At 65.5% G+C, this 25,964-nt stretch carries 20 protein-coding genes; 12 read left to right on the top strand and 8 right to left on the bottom strand.

Translation table 11 applies throughout. The features are described from left to right. Nucleotides 1-42: 42 nt before the first annotated feature. Nucleotides 43-1,986, top strand: coding sequence for an alkyl/aryl-sulfatase (locus XH92_RS32015; RefSeq protein WP_194455694.1), 1,944 nt, complete (start codon nt 43-45; stop codon nt 1,984-1,986). 166 nt (nt 1,987-2,152) lie between these two features. Here XH92_RS32015 and XH92_RS32010 read toward each other — a convergent pair whose 3' ends face one another. From XH92_RS32010 to XH92_RS31985, 6 genes are all read right to left on the bottom strand, one after another. After that, complete coding sequence (locus tag XH92_RS32010) at nt 2,153-2,857, bottom strand: ABC transporter ATP-binding protein (protein WP_194455693.1); 705 nt, start codon at nt 2,855-2,857, stop codon at nt 2,153-2,155. Next, nucleotides 2,850-3,599 carry an ABC transporter ATP-binding protein gene (locus tag XH92_RS32005; RefSeq protein ID WP_194455692.1) on the bottom strand — a complete coding sequence of 250 codons (750 nt, stop codon included), beginning with the start codon at nt 3,597-3,599 and terminating at the stop codon, nt 2,850-2,852. Before XH92_RS32005 ends, XH92_RS32010 begins: the two co-directional genes overlap by 8 nt. 10 nt (nt 3,600-3,609) lie before the next feature. Continuing rightward, nucleotides 3,610-4,596: a branched-chain amino acid ABC transporter permease gene (locus XH92_RS32000; RefSeq protein ID WP_194461515.1), complete on the bottom strand. Its 987-nt coding sequence runs from the start codon at nt 4,594-4,596 to the stop codon at nt 3,610-3,612. Further along, a complete protein-coding gene (locus tag XH92_RS31995) occupies nt 4,596-5,465 on the bottom strand; it encodes a branched-chain amino acid ABC transporter permease (RefSeq protein WP_092124918.1) in 870 nt (289 codons plus the stop codon). Before XH92_RS31995 ends, XH92_RS32000 begins: the two co-directional genes overlap by 1 nt. A 16-nt stretch (nt 5,466-5,481) precedes the next feature. Continuing rightward, nucleotides 5,482-6,735: an ABC transporter substrate-binding protein gene (locus XH92_RS31990; RefSeq protein WP_194455691.1), complete on the bottom strand. Its 1,254-nt coding sequence runs from the start codon at nt 6,733-6,735 to the stop codon at nt 5,482-5,484. Nucleotides 6,736-7,036: 301 nt separating this feature from the next. Continuing rightward, nucleotides 7,037-8,104 carry a glycosyltransferase family 4 protein gene (locus tag XH92_RS31985; protein ID WP_194455690.1) on the bottom strand — a complete coding sequence of 356 codons (1,068 nt, stop codon included), beginning with the start codon at nt 8,102-8,104 and terminating at the stop codon, nt 7,037-7,039. Between the two features lie 316 nt (nt 8,105-8,420). On the opposite strand from XH92_RS31985, the gene XH92_RS31980 reads away from it, so the two are divergent. The 5 genes from XH92_RS31980 to XH92_RS31960 all read left to right on the top strand — a co-directional run bounded on the left by XH92_RS31980 (nt 8,421) and on the right by XH92_RS31960 (nt 16,215). Further along, nucleotides 8,421-10,184: an ABC transporter ATP-binding protein gene (locus XH92_RS31980; RefSeq protein ID WP_194455689.1), complete on the top strand. Its 1,764-nt coding sequence runs from the start codon at nt 8,421-8,423 to the stop codon at nt 10,182-10,184. A gap of 83 nt (nt 10,185-10,267) precedes the next feature. Next, complete coding sequence (locus XH92_RS31975; RefSeq protein WP_194455688.1) at nt 10,268-12,469, top strand: amylo-alpha-1,6-glucosidase; 2,202 nt, start codon at nt 10,268-10,270, stop codon at nt 12,467-12,469. Nucleotides 12,470-12,517: 48 nt separating this feature from the next. Beyond that, nucleotides 12,518-13,096 (top strand): PRC-barrel domain-containing protein, encoded by a 579-nt coding sequence (locus XH92_RS31970; RefSeq protein WP_246787768.1) that lies wholly within the window; start codon nt 12,518-12,520, stop codon nt 13,094-13,096. A gap of 88 nt (nt 13,097-13,184) precedes the next feature. Then, complete coding sequence (locus tag XH92_RS31965) at nt 13,185-14,423, top strand: MFS transporter (protein WP_194455687.1); 1,239 nt, start codon at nt 13,185-13,187, stop codon at nt 14,421-14,423. Between the two features lie 163 nt (nt 14,424-14,586). Further along, on the top strand, nt 14,587-16,215 hold the full coding sequence (locus XH92_RS31960) for a L,D-transpeptidase (protein ID WP_194455686.1): 1,629 nt from the start codon (nt 14,587-14,589) through the stop codon (nt 16,213-16,215). An 80-nt stretch (nt 16,216-16,295) separates the two neighbouring features. Here the strand turns inward: XH92_RS31960 and XH92_RS31955 are convergent, their stop codons facing one another. Next, entirely contained in the window at nt 16,296-17,354 is a 1,059-nt protein-coding gene (locus tag XH92_RS31955) for a class I SAM-dependent methyltransferase (protein ID WP_194455685.1), read from the bottom strand. A 167-nt stretch (nt 17,355-17,521) separates the two neighbouring features. Next, the gene (gene glgA, locus XH92_RS31950) at nt 17,522-18,973 is read right to left on the bottom strand and encodes a glycogen synthase GlgA (RefSeq protein WP_194455684.1); all 1,452 of its coding nucleotides are present in this window, start codon (nt 18,971-18,973) and stop codon (nt 17,522-17,524) included. A gap of 156 nt (nt 18,974-19,129) precedes the next feature. Between glgA and XH92_RS31945 the strand changes: the two genes are divergently transcribed. The 6 genes from XH92_RS31945 (at nt 19,130) to XH92_RS31920 (ending at nt 25,880) form a co-directional block, all read left to right on the top strand. After that, the gene (locus XH92_RS31945; protein ID WP_194455683.1) at nt 19,130-20,362 is read left to right on the top strand and encodes a CaiB/BaiF CoA-transferase family protein; all 1,233 of its coding nucleotides are present in this window, start codon (nt 19,130-19,132) and stop codon (nt 20,360-20,362) included. Nucleotides 20,363-20,577: 215 nt separating this feature from the next. Beyond that, entirely contained in the window at nt 20,578-22,119 is a 1,542-nt protein-coding gene (locus XH92_RS31940) for an ABC transporter substrate-binding protein (protein ID WP_194455682.1), read from the top strand. A 6-nt stretch (nt 22,120-22,125) separates the two neighbouring features. Next, the gene (locus tag XH92_RS31935) at nt 22,126-23,076 is read left to right on the top strand and encodes an ABC transporter permease (protein ID WP_194455681.1); all 951 of its coding nucleotides are present in this window, start codon (nt 22,126-22,128) and stop codon (nt 23,074-23,076) included. Then, nucleotides 23,063-23,932: an ABC transporter permease gene (locus tag XH92_RS31930; protein WP_194455680.1), complete on the top strand. Its 870-nt coding sequence runs from the start codon at nt 23,063-23,065 to the stop codon at nt 23,930-23,932. The genes XH92_RS31935 and XH92_RS31930 overlap by 14 nt, the downstream gene beginning before the upstream one ends. Then, nucleotides 23,929-24,915 carry an ABC transporter ATP-binding protein gene (locus tag XH92_RS31925; protein WP_194455679.1) on the top strand — a complete coding sequence of 329 codons (987 nt, stop codon included), beginning with the start codon at nt 23,929-23,931 and terminating at the stop codon, nt 24,913-24,915. Before XH92_RS31930 ends, XH92_RS31925 begins: the two co-directional genes overlap by 4 nt. Further along, nucleotides 24,915-25,880, top strand: a complete 966-nt coding sequence (locus XH92_RS31920; protein WP_194455678.1) for an ABC transporter ATP-binding protein — start codon at nt 24,915-24,917, stop codon at nt 25,878-25,880. Before XH92_RS31925 ends, XH92_RS31920 begins: the two co-directional genes overlap by 1 nt. Nucleotides 25,881-25,964 lie beyond the last annotated feature (84 nt).

Here is a 25,964-nt window from a genome sequence, read left to right as displayed (position 1 = left end):
GCGATCGGGACTGATTTCTGCCAAACGAGGGAGTGCCTGAGTATGACCCAGACAACCGCAGGTGAGACGTCGCACGAAGGTCCGAAGGCGGCATCCGCGCCGGTCATTGCGCAGCACGAGGCGACGCTGAAGGAGCTGCCGTTCGCCGACACCAGGGATTTCGACGACGCTGCGCGCGGCTTCCTCGGCACGATCGAGAACGCGCGCGTCACCTCGGCGCAGGGCAGGGTGGTCTGGAGCCTCGAGCCTTACGGCTTCCTCTCCGAGGAGAAAGCGCCTGCGACCGTCGATCCGAGCCTGTGGCGGCAGTCGCGGCTCAACATGCATCATGGCCTGTTCGAGGTGGTGCCGGGTGTCTACCAGGTGCGCGGGCTCGACATCGCCAACATGACGCTGATCGAGGGCGACAAGGGCGTCATCGTGGTCGACACCCTGACCTCGATCGAGGGCGCGCGCGCCGCGATGGAGCTGTACTTCCAGCATCGCGGCAAGAAGCCGGTCGCCGCCGTGATCTTCACCCATACCCACACCGACCACTGGGGCGGCGCGCGCGGCGTGCTCGACGACGCCATGCTGGCGGCCGGCGTGCCGATCATCGCGCCGAACTTCTTCATGGAGCACGCGGTCTCCGAGAACATCATCGCGGGGCCGGCGATGCTGCGCCGCGCGCAATACCAGTTCGGACCGTTCCTCGCCAAGGGCGTGCGCGGCCAGGTCGATTGCGGCCTCGGCAAGACCATGGCGGCGGGCGGCGTCGCGCTGCTGCGGCCGACCGACCTGATCATCACGACGGGCGACAAGCGCGTGATCGACGGGATCGAGTTCGAATTCCAGATGGCGCCGAACAGCGAGGCGCCGGCGGAGATGCACTTCTACATCCCGCGCTACAAGCTGTTGAACCTCGCGGAGAACTGCACGCACAATTTCCACAACCTGCTCCCGTTCCGCGGCGCCGACGTGCGCGATGCGCTGGCGTGGTCGAAATATCTCGGCGAGGCGTTGCAGATGTGGGGCGGCAAGGCCGAGGCGATGTGCGGCCAGCACCATTGGCCGGTGTGGGGCAAGGAGCGGATCGATACCATGATCCGCCAGCAGCGCGACCTCTATAAATACGCGCACGACCAGACAATTCGGCTGATGAACCACGGCCTCAACGCGGCCGAGATTGCCGAGACGATCCGCCTGCCGCAGAGCCTGGAGGGCGCCTGGCATGGCCGCGGCTATTACGGCCACATCAGGCACAATGTGAAGGCGATCTACCAGAAGTATCTCGGCTGGTACGACGCCAATCCGGTCAATCTCGATGCCTTGCCGCCGGTCGAGGCCGGCAAGAAGTATGTCGAGTATATGGGCGGCGCCGATGCGATCCTGAAACGCGCCACCGCGGATTTCGCCAAGGGTGAATTCCGCTTCGTCGCGCAGGCCGTCAGCCACCTCGTGTTCGCCGAGCCGGACAACCAGGCGGCCCGTGCATTGCTGGCCGACACGTTCGAGCAGCTCGGCTATGCCGCCGAGAGCTCGACCTGGCGCAACGCCTATCTGTTCGGCGCCCAGGAGCTGCGGCAGGGCATGCCGAAGACGCCGCCGCGCTCGCCGATGCCGCGCGAGACGCTGGCTGCGCTGCGCACCGAGCAGCTTTGGGACGTGCTCGGTGTCCGTCTCAACGGCCCGAAGGCCGAAGACAAGCGCATCGTGCTGAACTGGAGTTTTACCGACACGGGCGAGACCTTCGTGCTCAACCTCGAGAATTCGGCCCTGACCTACGTCAAGGGCGCGCAGGCAGCCGATGCGCACGCCAGCTTCACGCTGGCGCGAAGCGTGCTCGACGAGGTCATCGCCAAGCTGACCACGTTCCCGGAAGCCGTCGGCGCCGGCAAGGTCAAGGTATCGGGCGAGCCGCTGCGGCTCGGCGAATTGATGATGCTGATGGACGAATTCCCGCGGATGTTCGAGATCGTCGAACCGAAGCGGACGATGGTGACGTAAGGCCGCACACCAAGAACTATACCCGTCACCCTGAGGAGCGCGCTCTTGCGCGCGTCTCGAAGGGTCGACGGCCCGGCCGGTGGCCGATTCATCCTTCGAGGCTCGCCCAGCGGCGCAATTGCGCCGCAAGGCTCGCACCTCAGGATGACGGGTTGATAAGGCGCGCTCATATCCCGAGATACGCCGCCTGCACCTGTTTGTTGCCCGCGAGCTCCGCGCTCGAGCCCTGCATGATCACGTTGCCGCTCTCCAGCACATAGGCGCGCTGCACCAGCGACAGCGCGCGGCTGACATTCTGCTCGACCAGCAGGATCGCGGTGCCCATCTTGTGGATCTCGCCGATCTTCTCGAAGGTGACGTCGGTCATCACGGGGGCGAGGCCGAGCGACGGCTCGTCCAGCATCAGCAGGCGGGGCTTAAGCATCAATCCGCGGCCGACCGCGACCATCTGCTGTTCGCCGCCGCTCATGGTGCCGGCGAGCTGTTTCCTGCGGTCGGCGAGCCGCGGGAAGATGCTGTAGACGAGCTCCATCGTGCGCGCGCGATCGGCCTTGGCCTTCGGCGTATAGGCGCCGATCTCGAGATTCTCCTGCACCGTCATCTCCGGGAACACCTGGCGGCCTTCCGGGACGTGTGCGATGCCGAGTTCGGGGATCCGGTAGGGCGGCAGCGTCGCGAGATCGACGCCGTCGAAGGTGACCTTGCCGGCGAACAGCTTGACGAGGCCGGAGACGGCGCGCAGCGTCGTGCTCTTGCCGGCGCCGTTGGCGCCCAGCAGGCCGACGGCTTCGCCCTCGCCGATGGAGATGCTGACATCGGTGATGGCGGGGACCGAGCCGTAGCTGGCGCTGACACGGGAGAGCTCAAGCATGGGCGTCCCCTGGCGCCGGCGGATGCACGTAGGAGCCGAGATAGGCGCGGATCACTTCCGGATTCTCCACGATCTCCTTCGGGGCGCCCTCGGCTATCTTCTGGCCGTGGTCGAGCACCACGATGTGACGGGCCACCGCCATGATCGCGCGCATCACGTGCTCGACGATCACGATGGTCAGGCCGCTGGCCGAGAGTTTCTTCACCAACGCCACCGCCTGGTCGATCTCGGCCGGGTTGAGGCCGGCCATCACCTCGTCGAGCAGCAGGATCTTGGGTTGCGTCGCCAGCGCGCGCGCCATCTCCAGCCGGCGTTGGTCGATGGTGGTGAGGTCCTTCGCGGGGGTCTGCTCCCTGGCGCCGAGGCCGACGAACTCGATCGCGTCGCGCGCCTTGTCGCGGGCGGCGGCGACGTGGCGGTCGCGCAGGAAGGCGCCGATCATCACATTGTCGAGCACCGTCATCGCGCCGAACGGCTTTGCCACCTGGAAGGTGCGCGCCATGCCGAGCGCGCAGACGTCGTGCGGCTTGAGCCCCACGACCTCGTGACCGAAGGCGCGCACCGAACCGGAGTCCGGCCGGTGAAATCCCGTGATCAAATGAAAGCTCGTGGTCTTGCCGGCGCCGTTCGGCCCGATCAGCGCGACCGTCTCGTTCTCCTGCACCGTGAAGCTGACGTCCTGCACCGCGCGCAGGCCGCCGAAGCGCTTGCTGAGACCCTTGATGACCAGTGCTTCTGCCATCGCCGTGACCTCAGGCGCGCGCCGGCTTGCGCCGGATGGTGCGGTGATAGATATCGGTCGCGAACCCGATCAGCCCGGTCGGCCGCCACAGGATCACCGCCATCAGGATCAGGCTGTAGACGGTGAGCTGGATGCCACCGACCGAACTGCCGAGCCAGCTTTGCAGCAGCGCCGAGGTGGTCTCCAGCAGCACGGTGCCGATCACCGGCCCCCACAGCGTGCCGATGCCGCCGACGATCGACACCAGCGCCGCCTCGATCGAGACGTTGAAGCTGAACGCGGTCGCAGGATCGATGAAGTAGATGTACTGGGTGTAGAAGGTACCGGCGAGCGCGGTCAGGAACGCGCTGATCATATAGATGTCGCGCTTGACCTTCGGCGCGTTGACGCCGATCGCCTCGGCAGCGTCCTCGTCCTCGCCGATCGCAACGAGGTAATATCCGATCCGGGATGTCTCGATCTTGTGGGTGATCCAGAGGCCGACGACGAGCAGGCCGAGCACGACGTAGTAATAGGACGACTTCTCCTCGAACTGCATCATCAGCGGCGCGCTGCCGAGGTTCGGGATCGTGGTGCCTTCGGCGCCCCAGGCGAAGTCGCGGAATTTGAGGAAGATCAGCATCAGCACCTGGGCGGTCGCGATGGTGGCGATGGTGAAATAGGGCCCACGCAGGCGGAAGCACAGCCAGCCGATCGGCAGGCTCGCCAGCATCGCCACCACGCCGCCCGCGATCATCCCGATCCAGGGCGAGATGCCGTAGTTCACCTGCATGATGGTCGAGGTGTAGGCGCCGAGCCCGAAATAGGCGGCGTGCCCAAGCGACAGCTGCTTGGCATAGCCGCCCATCAGGTTCCAGGCGACGCCGATGAAGGAGAACAGCAGGATGCGGATGAAGATGTCGATCGCGAACGACGAGGTGACGAGCTGGGGCAGGGCCAGCATCACGACGGCCCCGATCGCGAGCCACAGCCATTTCATGTTGCCGGAGGTCTGCATCACCGGCCCCTCCTGGCGCCGAGCCCGCTCGGCCTGAAGGCAAGCGTCAGCAGCAGCAGCGCGAACACCACGATCAGGCCGGAGTCCGCGCCGACGAACTGGATACCGAGTGATTCCGCGACGCCCATCATCAGGCTCGCGACCAGCGCGCCCATCACATTGCCGAGCGTGCCCATCACGACCGCGACGAACGCCATCAGCACGAACACCTGGCCGACGAATGGATAGGCCGAATAGAACGGCATCAAGAGCGAGCCGGCGGCACCGGCAAGCGCCAGTGCGGTGCCGAACGCGACCGCGAACACGCGGTTGGGATTGATCCCCATCAGCATCGCCACATCGCGGTTCTGCGACGCCGCGCGCATGGCGCGGCCGAGATCGGTGGTGTGCAGGAAGACCCAGAGCAGCCCGCTGAGCGCCATCGCGACCGCAAACGCGATCAGTTTTGCCACTGGAATGTACAGCCCGCCGATGTGCCACGCTTCATCCGAATAGGACGTGTGGACCGTGCGGTAGTTGGCGCTGAACAGCATCAGCGAGAGATTGAGCAGCAATAGCGACAGCGCGAAGGTCAGGAAGATCTGCGGCATGTCGTTCGGCCCCAGCACCCTGCGGATCAGGAAGTGCTGGATCAGGACACCGGCGAGGAACAGTACCGGCATCGAGACCACCAGCGAGACCAGCGGATCGATGCCGAACTGGGTGGCGAGGAAGAACGAGATATACATCCCGATCATCACGAACTCGCCCTGGGCGAAATTGACGATCTTGACCACGCCGAAGATCAGCGTGACGCCGATGCTGACCAGCGCGTAGATGCCGCCGATGAGCAGGCCGTTGATCACAGCCTGGGCCAGTGTCTCCCACATGCGATGCGACCGTGGTTCAGGTCTTCATCAGCGGGGCGCGGGCGTCTTCCTTGGGGAAGATACTGGCGAGGTCGGCATTCTGCCACTGCACGCCGACCGGACGGCCATAGACGTTCTTGCCGTCGGAGCCAAACTTCACCTTGCCGCCGGGCGCCATCGCAGCAAAGCCCGAGGAGACGTCGAGCGTCGACAGCGCTTCGCGCACCTTCTTCGGATCGGCGGAGGCGGCGCGCTCCAGCGCGTCGGCCAGCATGAAGGTCTGCGCGACCAGGCCGCCGGCATATTCGAACGCGAACTCGCCGGTGCGCTTCTTGAATTCGGCGTTGACCTTCTGCGCATCCTCGTTGACGTCGTGGTTCCAGTGCGCGACCCCCTGCAGGCCCTCGGCCGCCTTGCCGACATTCTTGTAGAAATCCGGCATCACGAAGCCGCCCGAGCCGCCATTGATCGCGATGTCGAGGCCGACCTGCTTCACGGTGCGCACGATCAGGATCAGGTCGTTGAGATACGACAGCGAGAACAGCGTGTTGGCGCCGGACGCCTTGACCTTGTTGATCAGCGGGCTGGCATCGGTGAAACCGGCCGAGTAGGGCTCGAACATCACGATCTCGACGCCTTCGCTGGGCGCCAGCTCCTTCAGCCCGTTCGAGGTCGAGGTGCCGAACGCGGTGTTCTCGAAGATGACGGCGATCTTGGCCTGCTCGCTGACCAGCTTGGCCATCTGCAATTGCGCCTTGGCGAATTGCGAGGCGCGCGCGAACGGCGTGAACGTGTAGCTGCGTCCCTTGTTGAGCTGGTCGGAGCTCGATCCGGTGATGATCGGAACCCGGGCGCGCTCGCAGACCTCGCTTGCGATCAGGGTCAGCGCGCTGGCGTAGCAGCCATGGATCGCCGACAGCTTGTTGCCGGTGATGAGACGATCGGTCTCGGTGCGCGTCACCGTGGTGTCGCTCTGCACGTCGGAGACGATCAGGTTGAGCTTGGCGCCGCCGAGCGACTTGATGCCGCCGGCTTCGTTGACCATGTCGACCGCGAGCTTCGCCGCTGCAACGCAGCCGATGCCGATCTGCGCCATGCTGCCCGTGCTCGGATAGAGCGCGCCGATATTGATCGGGTCGGCGGCCCAGCCGCGCATTGGGACGGCGCCGAATGCGCTGGCCGCGAGCGCGCCGCCGGTCTTGGCCAGGAATTTACGGCGGGTCAGCCTCCTCCACGAGGCTTTGGTTGGCGGGGCATTATTAATGGCCGACGGCTTCCGGTCCCCTGTCATGGCGTTCCCCCTGTGCGGCCGCGGCACGGTTGCTCCGTCCGCGCGCTTATTATTTTTTGCTCAAGCGGGGCGCATAAGAGCACGTAATTCGCCAATCGCAAAGGCGATATCGGCCGCGCTCATGGGGACACGCGTTGCCACGGTGCGTCGCAGCAATCGCGCGGCGCACCCGTGTGAGCAGCTTCGCTGCGTAGGAGTTGCCGTAGGATACGACGGCATTATTGACAATCGAATGACCCAACGGATCGGCACAGATAGTGCCGGCCGGCCCGCCGGATCATTCGATCGGCCGCTGCAACGGCTATTCCGCGCTCGCCACCAGCTTGAAGCGCGGCTTGGCTTCCATCAGGCTGCGATAGGCGGCGAGGTAGTCGAGCGCCATGCGGCGTGCGGTGAAGCGGGTCTCGAACTGCTTGCGGATCGCATCGCGGTTGAGCGTCGAAAGCCGGCCGACCGAGGAGATCGCGCTGATCTCGTCCTCGACGATGAAGCCGGTCAGGCCATCCTCGATGATCTCGGGCACCGAGCCGCGGTTGTAGGCGATGACGGGCGTGCCGCAGGCCATCGCCTCGATCATCACGAGGCCGAACGGCTCGGGCCAGTCGATTGGAACCAGCAACCCGATCGCGCCGCTGAGAAAGTCCGGCTTCTCGCGGTCGCTGATCTCGCCGATGAACTCGACCAGCGGATTGTTGGTGATCAGCGGCTTGATCAACTCGTCGTAATATTCCTGGTCGGCGCGATCGACCTTGGCGGCGATCTTCAGCGGAATGCCGCAGCGGGTCGCGATCTTGATCGCGCGATCGACGCCCTTCTCCGGCGCGATGCGTCCGAGCACCGCGAGATAGGACTGCTTGGCCGGTTGCGGCGTCAGCAGATTCTCCGGCAGGCCGTGATGGATGGTGCGCACCCAGTGTGCCTGCGGCACCGGCCGCCGCTGCGCGTTGGAGATCGAGATCACCGGGATCCTGGAGAAGGTGTTGAAGACCGGCTGATGCTCCGGCAGGTCGAGCCGTCCGTGCAGCGTGGTCACGAACGGCGTCGGCTGCCGCGCGAACAGCGACCACGGATAATAGTCGAGATGACAGTGCAGGAAGTCGAACTCGTCATCGTCGGCCTTCTGCCGCACGCGCTCCAGCATCACCATGTGCAGCGCATTGGGGTCGCGGACGGAGCCGTCGAGCCGCAGTGCCTTCGGCCAGGTCGCATCGAGCTTCGCGGAGGTCTGTGAATCGCCACTGGCGAACAACGTCACGTCATGTCCAAGTGTTACAAGTTCTTCGGTCAGCCAGTGCACGACCCGTTCGGTGCCGCCGTAGAGCTTGGGGGGAACAGCCTCCGTCAGCGGGGCAACCTGCGCGATGCGCATTTCTCCGTCTCCTGTTTGTAATGTGGATGAACCAGACCCCTCAGCCCTGTGATGGCACTGACATGCCGAAGACGGGAACGTTCTCGCACGTGCGAGGTTCCTTATGGGTGTGTGAATTCCCGCTTCTTTCTTCCATCACACTGTGGTCTTGCTGATGCCATCTCGCTCCAACACGTTTTTGCCGACGCCAGCGTTGCAAAATTGTTGCGCAGTGATGGCGGCATCGAGGAATCCCACCGCCGCCCTTCACGTCATCGTGCACGAGAGCTTCGACTAAAATTTTCTCGTTCACCTTCAACAGCTTTTGCAGGACGTCATGGACCATCTGTCAGGATACGCGCACCGTCCCTTTCCTTTTGTGCTGCGCTATCTGCGCCGGCGGCTTCCGTCGCATGCTGTGATCTTGTCGACCGTCGTCGCGGCGGTTGCCTGCTCGGTAGGCACGCAGTATGGCGTGAAGAATCTGGTCGACGCGTTGTCGGCCGGACCGTCGGCCGCGAATGGCGTATGGCTGGCATTCGCTCTGCTCATGTCGCTGATCGCAGCCGACAACCTCATGTGGCGGATCGCGAGCTGGACCGCGAGCTACACCTTTGTCAGCGTCACCGGCGATCTGCGCCGCGACATGTTCCGCCATCTCACCGGCCATGCGCCGAGCTATTTCACGGACCGGCTGCCGGGCATGCTGACCAGCCGGATCACCGCAACCTCGAACGCGGTCTTCACCGTCGAGAACATGTTCGTATGGAACGTGTTGCCGCCTTGCATCGCGACCTTCGCCGCGATCACCCTGGTTGGAACCGTCAGCGTGACAATGTCAGCTGTGCTGATCCTGATCGCGGGAACCATGGTGGTGGCGATGTTCCGCATGGCCGCCGCCGGCAGGCCGCTGCATGACGATTTCGCCAACCGGGCCGCGGCCGTGGACGGCGAAATGGTCGACGTTATCAACAACCTGCCGCTGGTGCGCGCATTCTGCGGCCTCGGCTACGAGCACGACCGCTTCGACGCGACCGTCAATCGGGAACTCGTCGCGCGCGGTCGTTCCCTGCGTTACCTCGAAAAGCTCCGCCTCGTTCACGCCGCCGTGACGGTCATTCTGACGATCGCGATGCTGGCCTGGGCGCTCTCGCTCTGGCAGCAGGGCCAGGCCACCACCGGCGATGTCGTGCTGGTCTGCACGCTCGGCATCTCGATCCTCAGCGCCACCCGCGATCTCGCCGTCGCGCTGGTCGACGTCACCCAGCATGTCGCCCGCCTTACCGAGGCGTTGGCAACGCTGTTGCAGCCGCACGAGCTGAAGGACCATCCGGAAGCCGAGGTGCTGGTGAAGAGCGGCGCCGCGATCGCCTTCAACAATGTCTCGTTCCGCTATCCTGGTGGCCTGCAGGTGTTCGAGCGCTTCAGCCTGCGCATCCAGCCCGGTCAGCGGGTCGGCCTGGTCGGCCAGTCCGGCGGCGGCAAGTCAACACTGTTTACCCTTCTGCAGCGCTTCTACGACGTCGAGCAGGGCAACATCACAGTCGACGGCCAGGACATCTCCCGCGTCACCCAGCTCAGCCTGCGCGCGGCGATCTCGGTGGTGCCGCAGGACATCTCGCTGTTCCACCGTTCGATCCTGGAGAACATCCGTTACGGCCGGCCGGACGCCACCGACGACGAGGTGCTGCGGGCAGCGATCGCGGCGCGCTGCGACTTCATCGAAAGCCTGCCCGAGGGCATGAACACCATCGTCGGCGATCGCGGCGTCAAGGTCTCCGGCGGTCAGCGCCAGCGGATCGCGATCGCGCGCGCCTTCCTGAAGGATGCGCCGATCCTGCTGCTCGACGAGGCCACCGCGGCGCTCGATGCGGACTCCGAGGAGGCGATCCGCGAGGCGTTGTCGCGCCTGATGCGCGGGCGTACGGTGGTGGCGATCGCGCACCGCCTCGCGACGCTGCGCAGCTTCGACCGCGTGGTCGTGCTGCAGGGCGGCCGGATTGTCGAGGACGGTCCGCCCGATATCCTCGTGAAGGGCAGGGGTCCCTACCGCGACCTGGTCGCGCGCGAGATGGGCCGCCTCTCCACCAGCGCGGCCTGACCCCGCGTCATCAGACCTGTTCTTGCGTTCCAGTGCGTTCGTTCGAGTCAGGAAACGGCCAATAAAAGTCGCCAGAGGTTCAGATGGCAGCTGACGTCGTTACGCAGATCATCACTGCTCGCATCACTGAGCACGTCGCCGAATCGCCGTTCTACATTCCGATGACCGGGCCCGCGGCGCGGCCGCGGCGCTCGCTCAAGCATGACGACACCTTCATCGTGCTCGACAGCCATGGCGATATCGGCGCCTCGGCCGGCGGGCCGGACGGCCTGTTCAACGCCGACACGCGCTACCTCGCGCGGCTGGAAATGGTGCTGGAGGACGTGCAGCCGCTGCTGCTCGGCTCCAATATGCGCGACGACAATTCGGCGCTGACGGTCGATCTCACCAATTCCGACGTCTATCGCGACGGCCACCTGACCTTGCAGAAGGACACGCTGCACATCGTGCGCTCGATCTTCCTGTGGCGCGGCACCGCGTATCAGCGCATCGGGCTGCAGAACCACGGCGATCAAGCCGCGAGCTTCGATCTCACGCTGCTGTTCGACAATGATTTCGCCGACCTGTTCGAGGTGCGCGGCGAGCGGCGGCCGAGGCGCGGCATCGGCTCGAGCAAATTGCTCGGCCCGACCGACGTCGTGCTGGAATATTGCGGCCTCGACGAGCAGACCCGGATCACTGCGCTGCATTTCGATCCGCGGCCGACGCGGCTGTCGGTCAACGCCGCGACCTATCATTTCGATCTGGAGCCGGGGCAGGTCACCTCGCTGTTCGTCGCGGTGTCCTGCAACAAGCCGATCATGCAGAAGCCGGTGCCGTTCTTCCGCGGGCTCTTGGCGCATCGCCGCGAGATGCGGAATTCGTCGGCCGGTGCCGCCAGCATCGAGACCTCGAACAACATCTTCAACGAGGTGCTGTGCCAGGCGATGGCCGACCTCAACATGCTGATGACGGAGACGCCGCAGGGCCGGTATCCCTATGCCGGCATTCCCTGGTATTCGACGACATTCGGCCGCGACGGGCTGATTACCGCGCTGCAGATGCTGTGGCTCGATCCGCGGATCGCCAGGGGCGTGCTGAAGCGGCTTGCGCTGTTCCAGGCCAAGGCGGTCGACCCGCTGTCCGATGCGGCGCCGGGCAAGATCCTGCACGAGATGCGCGGCGGCGAGATGGCCGCGCTGCGCGAGGTGCCGTTCGCGCATTACTACGGCAGCGTCGATTCGACCCCGCTGTTCGTGCTGCTCGCCGGACTCTATCTGGAGCGCACCGGCGATGTGGAGACGTTGCGCGAGCTGTGGCCGGCGGTCGAGGCCGGATTGCAATGGATCGACGGCCCCGGCGATCCCGATCGCGACGGTTTCATTGAGTACCAGCGCGCGACCGATGAAGGGCTGCGCAATCAGGGCTGGAAGGACTCGTTCGACGCGATCTTCCACGCCGACGGAACGCTCGCCGAGGGCAATATCGCGCTCTGCGAAGTGCAGGCCTATGTGTTCGCGGGCAAGCAGCTGGCCGCGCGCGCGGCCCGCCAGCTCGGTTTCGCGGACAAGGCCGCCAAGCTCGAAGCCGAGGCCGAGCGGCTGCGCGAGCGGTTCGAGGCGGCGTTCTGGTGCGAGGAGCTCGGCACCTACGCGCTCGCGCTCGACGGCGCCAAGCGGCCGTGCAAGGTGCGGACGTCGAATGCCGGACAAGCCCTGTTTTCCGGCATGGTGCGGGAGGACCGCGCGCGCCGGGTCGCCGCCGACCTGATGAGTCAGAAATTCTTCTCGGGCTGGGGCATCCGCACCGTCGCCACGGGCGAGGCGCGCTACAACCCGATGTCCTATCACGACGGCTCGATCTGGCCGCATGACAATGCGCTGATCGCACTCGGATTTGCCCGCTACGGGCTGAAGCATTCGGTCGCGCATCTGTTCAAGGGCCTGTTCGATGCCGCGAGCTATATGGAGCTGCGGCGGCTGCCCGAGCTGTTCTGCGGCTTCCGCCGCGAGCGCCGGCGCGGCCCGGTGCTCTATCCCGTCGCTTGCGCACCGCAGGCCTGGGCCAGCGCGACGCCGTTCACGCTGCTGGAGGCCGCGCTTGGCCTCGAGTTCGATATCGCACGCGGCGAGATACGCTTGCGTGATCCGCGGCTGCCGGAGTTCCTCAACAACGTGGTGCTGCGCGACCTCAGGCTCGGCGCATCCAGCGTCGATCTGCGGCTGCGCCGCCACGGCGACGAGGTGTCACTCGAGGTGTTGCGCACGCGCGGCCAGATCCAGGTATCGATCGTGCTGACGCATTGAGCGTCGTCGCACGGCAGGCGCGCGCCAGGAAATCGTGGGGAGAGTAGGATGCGTTTGAGGATCATGGTGATGCTGGCCGCAGCGGTGCTGCTGACATGCGCCGGTGTTCGCGCCGCCGAGGATGAATCGCCGTCGCCAACACCAGCGCCACCGGCGGCGCAGGCGCCGCCAGCAATCCAGGCGCCGCCTGCAACGCCTGCGCCGCCCGTCGCCTCTGCGCCACCGAAGGAGCAGGCCAAGGAGCCGTCCAAAGAATCGTCCAAGGAGCTGTCGCCGCCACCCTCGGTGACCGTGATCGGCGCGCGCGATGCGCACGGCATTCTCGGCCGCGACGTGCGCAGTTCCGCCAATGAGGACATGGGGCGGATCGTCGACGTCATCGTCGACCGCGACGGCAAGGTCCGCGCTGCGGTGATCGATTTCGGCGGCTTTCTCGGCGTCGGCAGCCGTAAGATCGTGGTCGACTGGAACGCGCTGCGCTTTGCCGGCGTTTCCAGCAAGAGCGACAGCATCACGCTGGACCTGAACAAGCAGCAGGTGAGCGCTGCGCCGGAATACAAGGAAGATACGCCGCTGATCGTGCTCGGCGCGGCCGGCAATCTCCATCCATGGGATTACGAACATTAGGGGGCAAAAGCTGGTCGCGCGTCCGAACTCTTCCTTCGAGACGGTTGGCGACGATCGTGGCGAGCGATCTGCCGGCGGCACCAACGTTGTGTCAATTGTTCCCAACCAGCCCAATCAGGAGCAGCCGCGCGGGCCGTCGCGCGAAAGCCAGCGCGGGCTCGACTGGTTCATCTTCTTCCTGGCCGACGTGCAGACCGGCTTCGGCCCGTTCATCGCGGTCTATCTGACGACGCAGAAATGGACCCAGGTCGAGATCGGCTTCGTGCTCTCGATCGGCGGCATCATCGGCCTCTTGGGCCAGATGCCCGGCGGCGCGATCGTCGATGCGGCGCGCTCCGAGCGGGTCGTGGCGGGCTGCGCGGTCGCCGCCATCGGCGCCAGCGCGCTGGCCTACGCGCTGTGGCCGATCTTTCCCGTGGTGACGCTTGCCGCGACACTGCACGCGCTCGCGAGCTGCGTGCTGGGTCCGGCAATCGCCGCGATCAGCCTCGGCCTGGTCGGGCCGCTGGCGATCGGCGAGCGGCTCGGCCGCAATGCACGCTTTGCCTCGCTCGGCAGCGGCTCCGCCGCGGCGCTGATGGGCGCCTGCGGCTATTTCTTGTCGAGCCGTTCCGTGTTCCTCGTGACCTTCATCCTGGCGATCCCGACGCTGCTGTCACTGGCACGGATCCGCGAGCGCGAGATCGACATCGCGCAGGCTCATGGTGAGGTGAAGCGTGAGGTTCCCGACAAGCGCGCCACCAGCGTCTTCACGCTGGTGCGGCACCGCACACTCCTGATCTTTGCCGGCGCGATGATGCTGTTCCAGCTGGCCAATGCCGCGATGCTGCCGCTGATGGCGGGCGTGGTCACTGCGCGGTCGAGCCAATGGGCGCCGGTCCTGATAGCGGCCTGCATCATTGTGCCGCAGGCGATCGTCGCGTTGTGCTCGCCGTCGGTCGGCCGCAAGGCGCAGGCTTTGGGCCGGCGGCCATTGCTCCTGCTGGCCTTCGCTTCGCTGGCGATCCGCGGCGTTTTGTTCGCAACGGTGAGGGATCCCTATCTGCTCGTCATGGTGCAGATCTTCGACGGCATCACCGCGGCGATCTTCAGCGTCATGGTGCCGCTGATCGTGGCCGACGTGGCGTTCGGCAGCGGCCATTTCAACCTGGCGCAGGGCATCGTCGGCACCGCCGTCGGGATCGGCGCGTCGCTCAGCACGGTGCTGGCCGGCTATGTCAGCGACAAGCTCGGCAGCAGCACCGCCTTCATGGGCCTCGCCGGCGTCGCCGCGCTGGGGCTGTTCGTGATCTGGCTGGTGATGCCGGAGACGCGGCGAACGGCATGATGCAGGCAGGTTTGGCCCCCGGCACCCTTCCTCATGCATGCGCCGTCATATATGAGTGATTTGCTGCTGGAACGAGCTGATGGACCCTGGGATTAATCAATCCAAAATCGCGATCTGGTACGGATCGGCGCAGCGCGGGCAGGCATTTCGACCGAGGAATGGCATGGAAAATCGTACGACGACGGCGCAAATCACCGGAGCGATGCGGCGTTGGGGCCCTCCCGCCTTTGTGACTTTCGCAGCGATGGTCACACTTGCGTCATTGACCGGCGGCGCCGCTGCAAAGCAGCAGCGTCCTGCGGCAACGGTCGAGGCGACCGCGTCGCGCGCCGCGGGCGAGCCGATCATGGCGATCGTGTCGATCCAGGCCCAGAAGGTGACCTTCTACGACGCCGACGGCTGGATCTACCGCGCGCCGGTGTCGAGCGGCGTCAAGGGACGCGAAACGCCGGCCGGCGTCTTTGCCCTGATCGAGAAGGACAAGGATCACCACTCGACCCTTTATGACGATGCCTGGATGCCGAATATGCAGCGCATCACCTGGAACGGCATCGCGCTGCATGGCGGCCCGCTGCCCGGCTATGCCGCCTCGCACGGCTGCGTGCGGATGCCCTATGACTTTGCCGAGAAGCTGTTCGACAGGACCCGGATCGGGATGCGGGTGATCATCGCGCCGAACGACCCGGCCCCGGAGGATTTCACCCATCCGGCGCTGTTCGTGCCGAACGCCCAGGCTATCGCCGCGGCGCCGGCGCGTGCCGAGAAACTCGCCCGCGAGGCAGCGGATGCCGCCAAGGTGGCCGACGAGGCAAAGAAGGCTTCCGCGGCCGCGACCAAGGAAGCTGCACTGTTCACGCCGGCGTCACTGCGCAAGCTGGAGAAAGCAAAGACCCGTGCCGACGCCGAGCTTGCGTTCGCCGACAAGACGCTCGCCAACGCCAAGACCGATCAGGCCAAGGCGCGCGCCGAGGATCTGAAGCAGAAGGCTGCCGCCAAGGCCGCCGAAGCGGCGACGCAGTTCGAGGCGGCCCAGGGCGATGCGAAGCCGAAGCTCGACGCCGCGGCAGCGGCGAAGGACGCCGCCAAGGCGGCCGAGACCAAGAAGGCCGATACCCAGAAGGCGGCGACCGAGGCGAAGCTCGCGCTCGAGCCGGTCTCGGTCTACATCAGCCGCTCGACGCAGAAGCTCTACGTCCGGCGCAACACCCATAAGCCATGGGCCGACGGCGGCGAGGTGTTCGACTCGAGCATCGAGGTTCCCGTCACCATCCGCGATCCGGACAGGCCGATCGGCACGCATATCTTCACGGCGATGGCGCGCAATAACGACGGCGGCCTGCGCTGGACCGAAGTCACGATCGACGACGGCGACAACGCGAAAGATGCGCTCGACCGCGTCACCATCCCGCAGGATGTGCTGGATCGCATTGCGCCGACCGCCGTACCGCGCTCGTCGATCATCATCTCGGACGAGCCGCTGAGCGCCGAGACCAACTACCGCACCGAGTTCGTCGCCGTGCTGAGCAACCAGCCCCAGGGTGGTTTCATCACCCGCAAGCCGACCCGGCCGATGGATGGCGACGACATGGTGGCGAGCGGGGACGGGGACGGTTTTGGCTTCTTCTCTCAGCGCAGCTGGAATCCCCAGTCCGGCACCCAATACGGCTATCCTCAATACGGCAATCCTCAAGCGCCGACCCAGTACGGTTCCCCGTATTACGGCAACCCGCAAGCCGCCAATCCGCGTCGCCGCGGCGGCCAGTACTACTGGCAATCGCAGCAGGACTGGTAGCAGGGCGCAGCCGAGGGATCAGGCGGCACGCTGAGCGTCGGACGGCGGTGTGGCACCGCCGCCCAATCGCGCGAGCGATGTTATGGGCGAGCTTCCAGGATCAGGTTGAACGGCGTTTCCGCCGCCCGGCGGAAGCGCGAGAAGCCACCCTGACGCGCCACCTCGCGCAGCCTGGTCTCGCCGGCCTGCGCGCCGAGTGCAAGCCCGACCTCCTGGTCCAGCGACGCCGGCGTACAGATCATCGTCGAGGCCGCGTAGTAGACGCGTCCGATCGGATTGAGGTTGTCCTCCAGCCGGTCATTGGCGAACGGCTCGATCAACAGGCAGGTGCCGTCGTCGGCGAGGGTGGCACGGGTGTGCTTGAGGGCACCGACCGGATCCCCCATGTCGTGCAGGCAGTCGAAGAAGCACACCAGGTCATACTTGTTGGCAGGGAAGTCCTTGGCGGAATGGGTCTGGAAATGGACGCGATCCGACAATCCGGCCTCCTTCGCGGACAGCCGCGCCGCCTGGATCGAGCCGTCGTGATAGTCGAAGCCATAGAAGGTTGATTTCGGAAACGCCTCCGCCATCAACCGGGTCGAGACGCCGTGGCCGCAGCCGACGTCGGCGACGACGGCGCCCTTCTTCAGCTTGTCGACGACGCCTTCGAGCGCCGGCAGCCATTCCTGCACCAGATAGTGCTTGTAGCTGGTGCGGAAGAACCGCGCGGTGCCGCAGAACAGGCACTCGCTGCGCTTGTTCCAGCCGACGCCCTTGCCGGTCTTGAACGCGTCGGTGATTTGCGGCTCGTCGAGAAAGGTCGCGCCGACGAGGCTTCCCACCGCGCCGAGGAAGACCGGGCTCTCCTCGTCGGCCAGCGCGAGCGCCTGCTCGGGCAGCATCGAGAATTTTCCGGTCGCGCTGTCGTACTCGACGTAGCCGGAAGCGGCCTGTGCCGAGAGCCATTCCTGAACGTAACGCCCGGCTGTTCCCGTTGCCTTGGCGAGGGCCGCGGCATTCATCGGTCCTTGCTGCGCGAGCGTCTTGTAGAGCCCGAGCTTGTCTCCCAGCAGCATCAGTGAGGCGTTCATCGCCGCGCCGACATCGCCAATCATCTTTCCCATGAATGAATTAAGACGCTCCTCGTTGACGTCCATGATGTTGCTCCATCGCAAAGGGGTTTTGCAAAAAGTCCATCATTGCCAATTTCATGTGTGCGCAATCGTCCAGGCAAAAGGCCGTGGGCGCCGACATGATCGCACGAATAGGTGCGGCGGCGGAGGCTGAATGTTACAAGGCGGCTGGAATACCAGCGTGGCCGACTTCACAAGCTTGCGAGGCGGGCACTTTGTGCGGCTGTCCGGCGCATGATCAGCCTCTTGTACAGCGCGCTGTAGCACGCGGCTGACAGATCCCAGCTGTAGGACTTGGCCATTGCGCTGGCGCGCATGGCGTTGAGGCGATCCTTGGCGCGGTAGGCGTCGAAGGCGCGCCTGACGCCGCCGAGGAAGGATTCCGCCGATGGCTGCGCGAACAGGAAGCCGGTCTCGCCGTCGGCGATGGTTTCCGCAAGCCCGCCGGTCTGGTGGCCGATCGGCAGCGAGCCGAAGCGCTGCGCATACATCTGGCTGAGGCCGCAGGGCTCGAAGCGCGACGGCATCAGGGTGAAATCGCTGCCGGCGAAGATCCGGCGCGCCTGCGCGTCATTGAAGCCGATGATGACGCCGATCGCGTCGGGCCGGCGCCGATGTGCGGCCACCAGCGCATCCTCGATCGCGGGCTCGCCGCTGCCGGTGACGACGATCTGTCCGCCGTCCCTGATGATCTCGTCGGCGGCCGACAGCACGAGGTCGACGCCCTTCTGATGCACGAGCCGCGCGACCAGGCCGAAGATCGGCCCGCGCGAGACCGCGAGCCCGAACTGCCGGCGGACATAGTCGGCGTTGGCCTGCTTGCCCTTCCAGTCGCCGGCGCCGAACGGCTGAGCCAGTTGCGCGCAGTGGCGCGGGTCCCAGCTCTCGTCGATGCCGTTCAGGATGCCGGTCAGCTGGTCGGCGTCGGAGCGGACGCGCAGCAGGCCTTCCAGCCCGCAGCCGAGCTCGGCGGTGGTGATCTCCTTCGCATAGGTCGCGCTGACGGTGGTCAGATGCGAAGCGTAGACGAGGCCGCCCTTGAGGAAGGACAGCTTGTCGTAGAACTCCAGCCCGTCGATGTGGAAAGAGCTTTCCGGTGCGCCGATCCGCCGCAGCGAGTCCTTCGGGAACAGGCCCTGATAGGCGAGATTGTGGATGGTCAGGATCGACGGAATCCGCGCCTCGCGCCATGCGAGGTAGGCCGGTGTGAGCGCGGCCTGCCAATCGTTGGCGTGAACGAGGTCCGCTGCCCAATTCTTGTCCAGCGTTCCGGCTGCAAGTTCGGCAGCGGCTGAGGCAAAGCGGCCGAAACGGATGTCGTTGTCGGGCCAGTCGCGGCCGGACTCATCGCCATAGGGATTGCCCGGCCGGTCGTAGAGTTGCGGACACAGCAGCACATAGACCGGCAGCCCGTCCTTGGTCGCTGCGCGGCCGAGCGTGCAGGCCGGCATCTCGGCGAGGCCAGCGCATTGTCCAACGATTTCAATGTGAGTGAACTGTTCGACCACGTCCCGGTAGCCGGGAAGCATGATCCTGACGTCGCTCCAGGGGCGGAGCGCCCGGGGAAGTGCTGCGGAAACGGCGCCGAGCCCGCCCACGCGGACGAAATCGTCCATCTCCGTCGTGACGAATAAGACCTTCAACAAGCGCCCTCGTTCCAGCCCGTGACAGGGCTATGCAAGATCGGGTCCAATCTGCCTTTGAGTAAAATGCAAGACGGCCCGCGGTCCCGGTCTGGACGAGACGCTTTCCTGTCAGGGCGGCTCACTTTAGGGTCACGCCGCGCCGAACGACGCATCATGACGAAGCTGGAGGAAGCCTTGGCAACGACAATAGCTGCTGACGATGAGGGGAATTTGACACGGAGCTTTGACGGCCTTCGCGTGCTCGATTTTTCGACCACGATCGCCGGACCTCATTGCACGCGGATGCTCGCCGACATGGGCGCGGAGGTGATCAAGATCGAGCCCGCCGAGGGCGAGACGATGCGGACGCGGCCGCCGGTGCGCAACAATTGCTCGACGGCGTTCGGCCAGCTCAATATCGGCAAGAACAGCCTGGTGCTCGATCTGAAGTCGCCGGCCGGCGTCGAAGCCGTGCGCCGGCTGATCGCCACCGCCGACGTGCTGGTGGAGAATTTCCGCCCCGGCGTGATGCGGCGGCTCAAGCTCGATTATGCCTCGGTCCGGGACATCAATCCGAAGCTGATCTTTTGCTCGATCTCCGGCTACGGCCAGACCGGCCCGTCGGCGGAATTGCCGGCCTATGCGCCGGTGATCCATGCCGCCTCGGGCTACGAGATGGCGCATCTCGCCTACCAGCCGGGCCGCAGCCGGCCGGATTATTGCGGCATCTATCACGCCGACGTGCTGACCGGGGTCTACGCCTTCGGCGCGATCTCGGCTGCGCTCTATCAGCGCAGCGCCAGCGGCAAGGGCCAGCACATCGATGTCTCGATGCTGGAGTCGATGCTGAGCCTGACCCTGAACGAGTTGCAGTGGTCGCAATTCGAGGTGAAGCAGACCCAGCGGCCGATGTTCGGCCCGATCGAAACCACCGACGGCTACGTGATGGTGGCGATCGCCAGCGAGAAGACGTTCCAGAACCTGATGCAGGTGATCGGCCGGCCCGAATGGGTGTCCGATCCGCGCTTCGCCAAATATTCCGATCGGCGGGACAATTGGGCCGGCCTGATGGAGGGCGTCGAGGCGTGGTCGCGCGCGGTCAGCACGCAGGCTTGCCTTGCCGCGCTCAATGAATATGGCGTGCCGTCGTCGGCCTATCGCACGGTGCGCGAGGCACTCGCCGATCCGCAAATCGCCCATCGCCGCGCATTGGCCGAGGTTGCGGACGGCGGGGGCAGCTTCAAGGTGCTCAATCTGCCGTTCCGGATGTCGGGCGCTGCGGTCGGCGCACGCAAGCGGATGTCGACGCTCGGCGAGCACACGCTGTCCTATCTGAATGAGATCGGCCTCTCCGAGGTTCAGATCGCAGGCTTCGCAGCGCAACCGGCAAAGGCGGCGAGCAGTTAAAGCATGATCCGGAAAAGTGGGTACCGGCTTTCCGAAAGATCATGCTCGAACAAGCAGATGAGATCACGATGCGAGCTTACGAGATCGCATCGTGATCGCCCTGCGGCTTTTCATCCGTTTTACGGTCTTGTCGCGCGCGACGATTCCGGACAAGCTGCCGCCCGACATACGACGATCCGGAACACCGGACGTCGCCCACTTGGGAGGGAGCATCGATGAAGTTGGCCGGGCGCGCGCACGCGGTTGCGCGCATATTTCTTGTGGCGGGATTAGGCGCAGCAGCGTTCGCTGCACCGGCCCATGCGCAGAAGCAGGGCGGTACGCTCACCGTCGGCCAGGAACTGGACATTCCGGGCTTCGACCCGCTCAAGGTCGGCGTCTACGACACATCGGCCAACACCGCGGCGGCCGCGATCTTCGACACGCTGATGACGCTCGACGGGAAGGGCGAGCCGGTACCGAAGCTCGCGCTGTCCTGGGAGCATGCCGAGGACTTCAAGACCTGGACCATCAAGCTGCGGCCGGGCGTCAAATTCCACGACGGCACGCCGTTCAATGCGCAGGCGGTGAAGGAGAACTTCGACCGCCAGAAGGATCCGGCCAACAAGTGCCGCTGCGCGTTCTACATTACCAGCATCAAAAGCGTGGACGTCATCGATGACCTCACGGTGCGCTACAATTTCAGCGACCCGGCGGTGAACTTCCCGGCGACGCAATCCATTCAAAGCTCCAACAATGTGATGCAGTCGCCGACGGCCTGGAAGACCAAGGGCGACGACTACAATCGCAATCCCGTCGGCACCGGCCCCTACATCCTGAAATCCTGGACTGCCGGCGATCGCATGGTGCTGGAGAAGAACCCGGATTATTGGGACAAGGGCAAGCCCTATCTCGACCGCATCATCCTGAAGCCGCTGCCGGACGCGCAGTCGCGCTTTGCCTCCCTGCAATCGGGCGAGGCCGACATCATCTGGGACGACGAGGCCGACGCCGACAACATTATCAAGGCGCGCAAGGACACGAGTCTGACCGTCCATACCTATGAGGGCTCGGGGGCCGCAGTCGCTGCCTTCAACACCAAGGTCCCGCCGTTCGACGACGTACGCGTGCGCCAGGCGCTGGTGATGGCGCTCGACCGCAACAAGATGTCGCAAGCGATTACCAATGGCCTGGCGCGACCGGCCAGCAATCCCTACGGCGACGGTTCCTGGGTGAAGTGCAAGGATGACGGCGCGTTGCCGTTCGATGTCGAAAAGGCCAAGGCGCTGCTCAAGGACTACGGCAAACCGGTCGAGTTCAAGATGCTGGTCACGGCGACGCCGCGCGGCCGCACTGGCGGTCAGGTGCTGCAGCAATTCTGGAAGCGCATCGGCGCCAACATGGAGATCGAGCAGGTCGATCAGGCGACCATTCCGCCGCGCGCCTTCATGCGCCAGTTCCAGCTCACGCCGTGGCGCATCGTCGATCTCGCCGATCCCGATCCGCAGATGTACGCCAATTTCCACACCGGCAGCCCGGTCGCGCTGGCGAACTACTCCAATCCGGAACTCGACCGGCTGCTGGAGCATGCGCGAACCACCGCCGATGTCGCTCAGCGTACCGAGGACTATTGCGCGATCAGCCGCCTGATCAACAAGGAGGCGATCTGGTTCTGGACCTTCCAGAACACCTACTACGCGCTCTCGAGCGTGAAGGTGAAGGGCGTGCCGAAAATGTTCAACGGAGTGCTCGACGTCTCCTACGCCTGGAAGGAATAGCCTTTCATGCTGTTCTTTGTCGCGCGCAGGCTCCTGTACCTGGTGCCGGTGCTGATCGCGGTCTCGGTCCTGACTTTCGTGATCGCCTCGCTGCTGCCCGGCGATCTCGCTTACGTGATCCTCGGCGACCAGGCGACGCCTGAGAACGTCGCGGCCCTGCGTCACGACTTGGGGCTCGATCAGCCGATCTGGCTGCGCTATCTCGGCTGGCTGTGGCACATTCTGCAGGGTGATTTCGGACGATCCTTCCGCACTGGGCAGACCGTGTGGCAGGCGGTCAGCGAACGCGTCCCGATCTCGTTCGAGCTGATGATCCTGGCCGAGCTGATCGGGCTTGTGATCGGCGTGCCGCTCGCGATCGCCTGCGCCGCCAAGGCGGGCTCCGCGTTCGACCGCCTCATGACCGGATCGGCCTTCGGCATGCTGTCGGTGCCGACCTTCCTGTCCGCGATCCTCCTGATCTATTTGTTTGCGGTCGAGCTGCGGCTGTTGCCGGCAACGGGCTACGTGCCGTTCACCGAGGACCCGGTCGCCAACCTGCGCTTCATGGTGCTGCCGGCGCTGACGCTCGGGCTTGCGGAATGGCCGGGCATCATGCGGGTGTTGCGCTCCGACATGATCGCAGCGCTGCAGGAGGACTATATCGCGCTCGCCAAGGCGAAGGGCCTCAAGCCTGCGCGCATCCTGTTCGTGCACGCGCTGAAGCCGTCGTCGCTGACCCTCGTCACCATCACCGGCATCAATATCGGCCGTCTGATCGGCGGCGCCGTCATCGTCGAGTCCATTTTCGCTCTGCCGGGGATCGGCCGCCTGCTGGTCGGCGCGATCTATACCCGCGACCTCATCATCCTGCAGGGCGTGGTGCTGCTGGTCGCGGCGGGCTTCGTGATCATGAACTTCATCGTCGACCTGCTGTACGCCGTGCTCGACCCGAGGATCCGCCATGGCCACGCTTGAGCTGAGCCTCGAGGACGAGGCCGTTGCGACACCGGTGCGGCGCCGCCGGCTCGGCATGCTGTTCTGGTTCGCGATCGGCTGGATGGTGCTGGTGTTCGCGGTCGCGATCTTCGCCGACTTCCTGCCGCTGCCGAGCCCGACCGACATGGACATGCTGGAGCGGCGGGCGCCGATCTCGGCCGAGCATTGGCTCGGCACCGACGGCCTCGGCCGCGACGAGCTGTCGCGGCTGATCTATGGCGCGCGCATCTCGCTGATCGTCGGCCTCTGCGCACCGATGATCGGGGTCACCATCGGCGGCGCGCTCGGCATCCTCGCCGGCTATTTCCGCGGCCGTTTCGAATCCTTCGTGGTCGGCAGCATGGATGTGCTGCTGGCATTCCCGCCACTGATCCTGGCGCTTGCGGTCACCGCCTATCTCGGCCAGTCGATCTTCAACCTGACCTGCATCCTCGGCGTGCTCGGGATTCCCGCCTTCATGCGGGTGGCGCGGGCCGCGACCTTGACGCTGGCGCGGCGCGAATTCGTCGTCGCGGCGCAGGCGCTCGGCGCCACCCATGCGCGCATCCTGCTGCGTGAGCTGCTGCCGAACGTGCTGCTGCCGCTGGTCGCGTTCTTCCTGCTCGGCGTCGCCGTGACGATCGTGGTCGAGGGCTCGCTGTCGTTCCTCGGCCTCGGCGTGCCGCCGCCGATCTCGAGTTGGGGCAGTATGATCGGGGAGGGACGTGAAAGCCTCGAGGTGGCGCCGCAACTCGCCTTCATTCCGGCGATCGCGATGTTCCTGACGGTGCTTTCGTTCAACCTGATCGGCGACACGATGCGCGCGCTGACCGACCCCAGGCAGGGTGCGCTATGAGCGGGGCGCTGCTTTCGGTCGAGAACGCGGTGGTCGACCTGCCGACGCCGCGCGGCAATCTGCGGGCGGTCGATCACGTCGATCTCGCCGTAGGCGCCGGCAAAACGCTCGGCATTGTCGGCGAGTCCGGTTGTGGCAAGACCATGCTGTCGCGGGCTGTCCTGCAGCTGCTGCCGAAGAAGGCGAAGCTGTCCGGCCGCGTGATGTTCGACGGCCAGGATCTCACGACACTGTCGGCGGAGAGATTGCGCAAGCTGCGCGGCCGCTCGCTGGCGGTGGTGTTCCAGGATCCCATGACCTCGCTCAATCCGGTGCTGACCATCGGCACCCAGCTGATCGAGACCATTGTCGAACATCTCGAGCTCGATCTTGCCCAGGCGAGGCAGCGCAGCATCGAACTCTTGGCGGCGGTCGGCATTCCCGCGCCCGAGCAGCGGCTGGCGCAGTATCCGCATCAGCTCTCAGGCGGCATGCGTCAGCGCGTCGCGATCGCGGTGGCGCTGTCCTGCGAGCCAAAACTGCTGATCGCCGACGAGCCGACCACGGCGCTCGACGTCACGATCCAGGCCCAGATCCTCGATCTCCTGGCGCGCGAGCAGCAGCGCCGGCACATGGCGATGATCATCATCACGCACGACCTCGGCGTGGTCGCCGGCCGCACCGACGAGGTCGCGGTGATGTATGCGGGGCGGGTCGTCGAGCGCGCGCCGACGCCAGCCTTGTTCAAGCAAATGCGGATGCCCTACACCGAGGCGCTGCTTGCCGCGCTGCCGAAGCTCGATGTCGCGCCGCATACGCCGCTGCCGGCGATTTCCGGACGGCCGCCCGATCCGACCCGGCCGCTCAAGGGCTGCTCGTTCTCGCCGCGCTGCCGCTATTCCGCCGGGCGCTGCACCACGGAGAAGCCGCGGCTCAGTCCGGCGGAGACGTTGGAGCATCTCTACGCCTGCTTCCATCCGATCGCGGCGGGAGGGAGCGCTTGATGTTGCAGGCTGCATCCAATCCGCTGATGAAGGTGGAAAACCTCGTCGTCGAATATTCGGTGGGGGGCAAGACCATCCATGCCGTCTCCGGCGTCAGCCTCGAGATCGCGCGCGGCGAGACGCTGGGGCTGGTCGGCGAATCCGGCTGCGGCAAGTCGACGCTCGGCCGCGCCGTGCTGCAGTTGCGCCAGGCCGTCTCCGGCAAGGTGCTGTTCGACGGCCACGATCTCACCACCCTGAAGGGCGAGCCGCTGCGCAAGATGCGCCGGCGCGTGCAGCTGATCTTCCAGGACCCGATTGCCTCGCTCAATCCGCGGCGGCGGATCGGCGATATCGTCGCCGAGCCGCTGGTGATCGCGGGCGTCAAGGATCCCGAGGAACGCAAGCGGCGCGTCAGCGAGGTGCTGTCGGCGGTCGGCCTCGATCCCGCGCTGGTGAGTGGGCGCCTGCCGCACGAATTCTCCGGCGGACAATGCCAGCGTATCTGCATCGCGCGCTCGCTGGTGCTCAATCCGGAATTCGTGATCTGCGACGAGCCGGTATCCGCGCTTGACGTCTCGATCCGTGCCCAGATCCTCAATCTGCTGGAGGAGATGAAGGCGCGCTACGGCCTGACCCTGCTGTTCATCGCCCACGACCTCGCCGTGGTGAAGGCGGTCTCGGATCGCGTCGCGGTGATGTATCTCGGCCGGCTCTGCGAGGTCGGTCCGTCGGAGCAGCTGTTTGCGCGCCCCGCGCATCCTTATACCGCGCTGCTCATCGAAGCGATCCCGGTGCCGGATCCGGATATCCGGCCGACCCAGAGCGTGCCGGTCGGCGAGCCACCATCGCCGATCGCGCCACCCTCCGGCTGCCGCTTTCGCACCCGCTGTCCGCGGGCCGATGCGCGCTGTTCGAGCGAGGTGCCGGAACTGCGCCTGGTTGCGTCCGGCCAGTTCGCGGCTTGCCATCATCCGCTGATCTGAATAGTCACGCCTTGATGGTCACGGTTTGAAAGTCAGGCCTTGGCATTCGAGCGGGCCGCATGGCGGCTTGCGCGAAAATGGGGT

The sequence above is a fragment of the Bradyrhizobium sp. CCBAU 53421 genome (genome assembly GCF_015291625.1).
GTDB lineage: Bacteria > Pseudomonadota > Alphaproteobacteria > Rhizobiales > Xanthobacteraceae > Bradyrhizobium.
The sequence above is the reverse complement of the archived record's forward strand: the minus strand, read 5'-3'. Positions and strand labels throughout refer to the sequence as shown.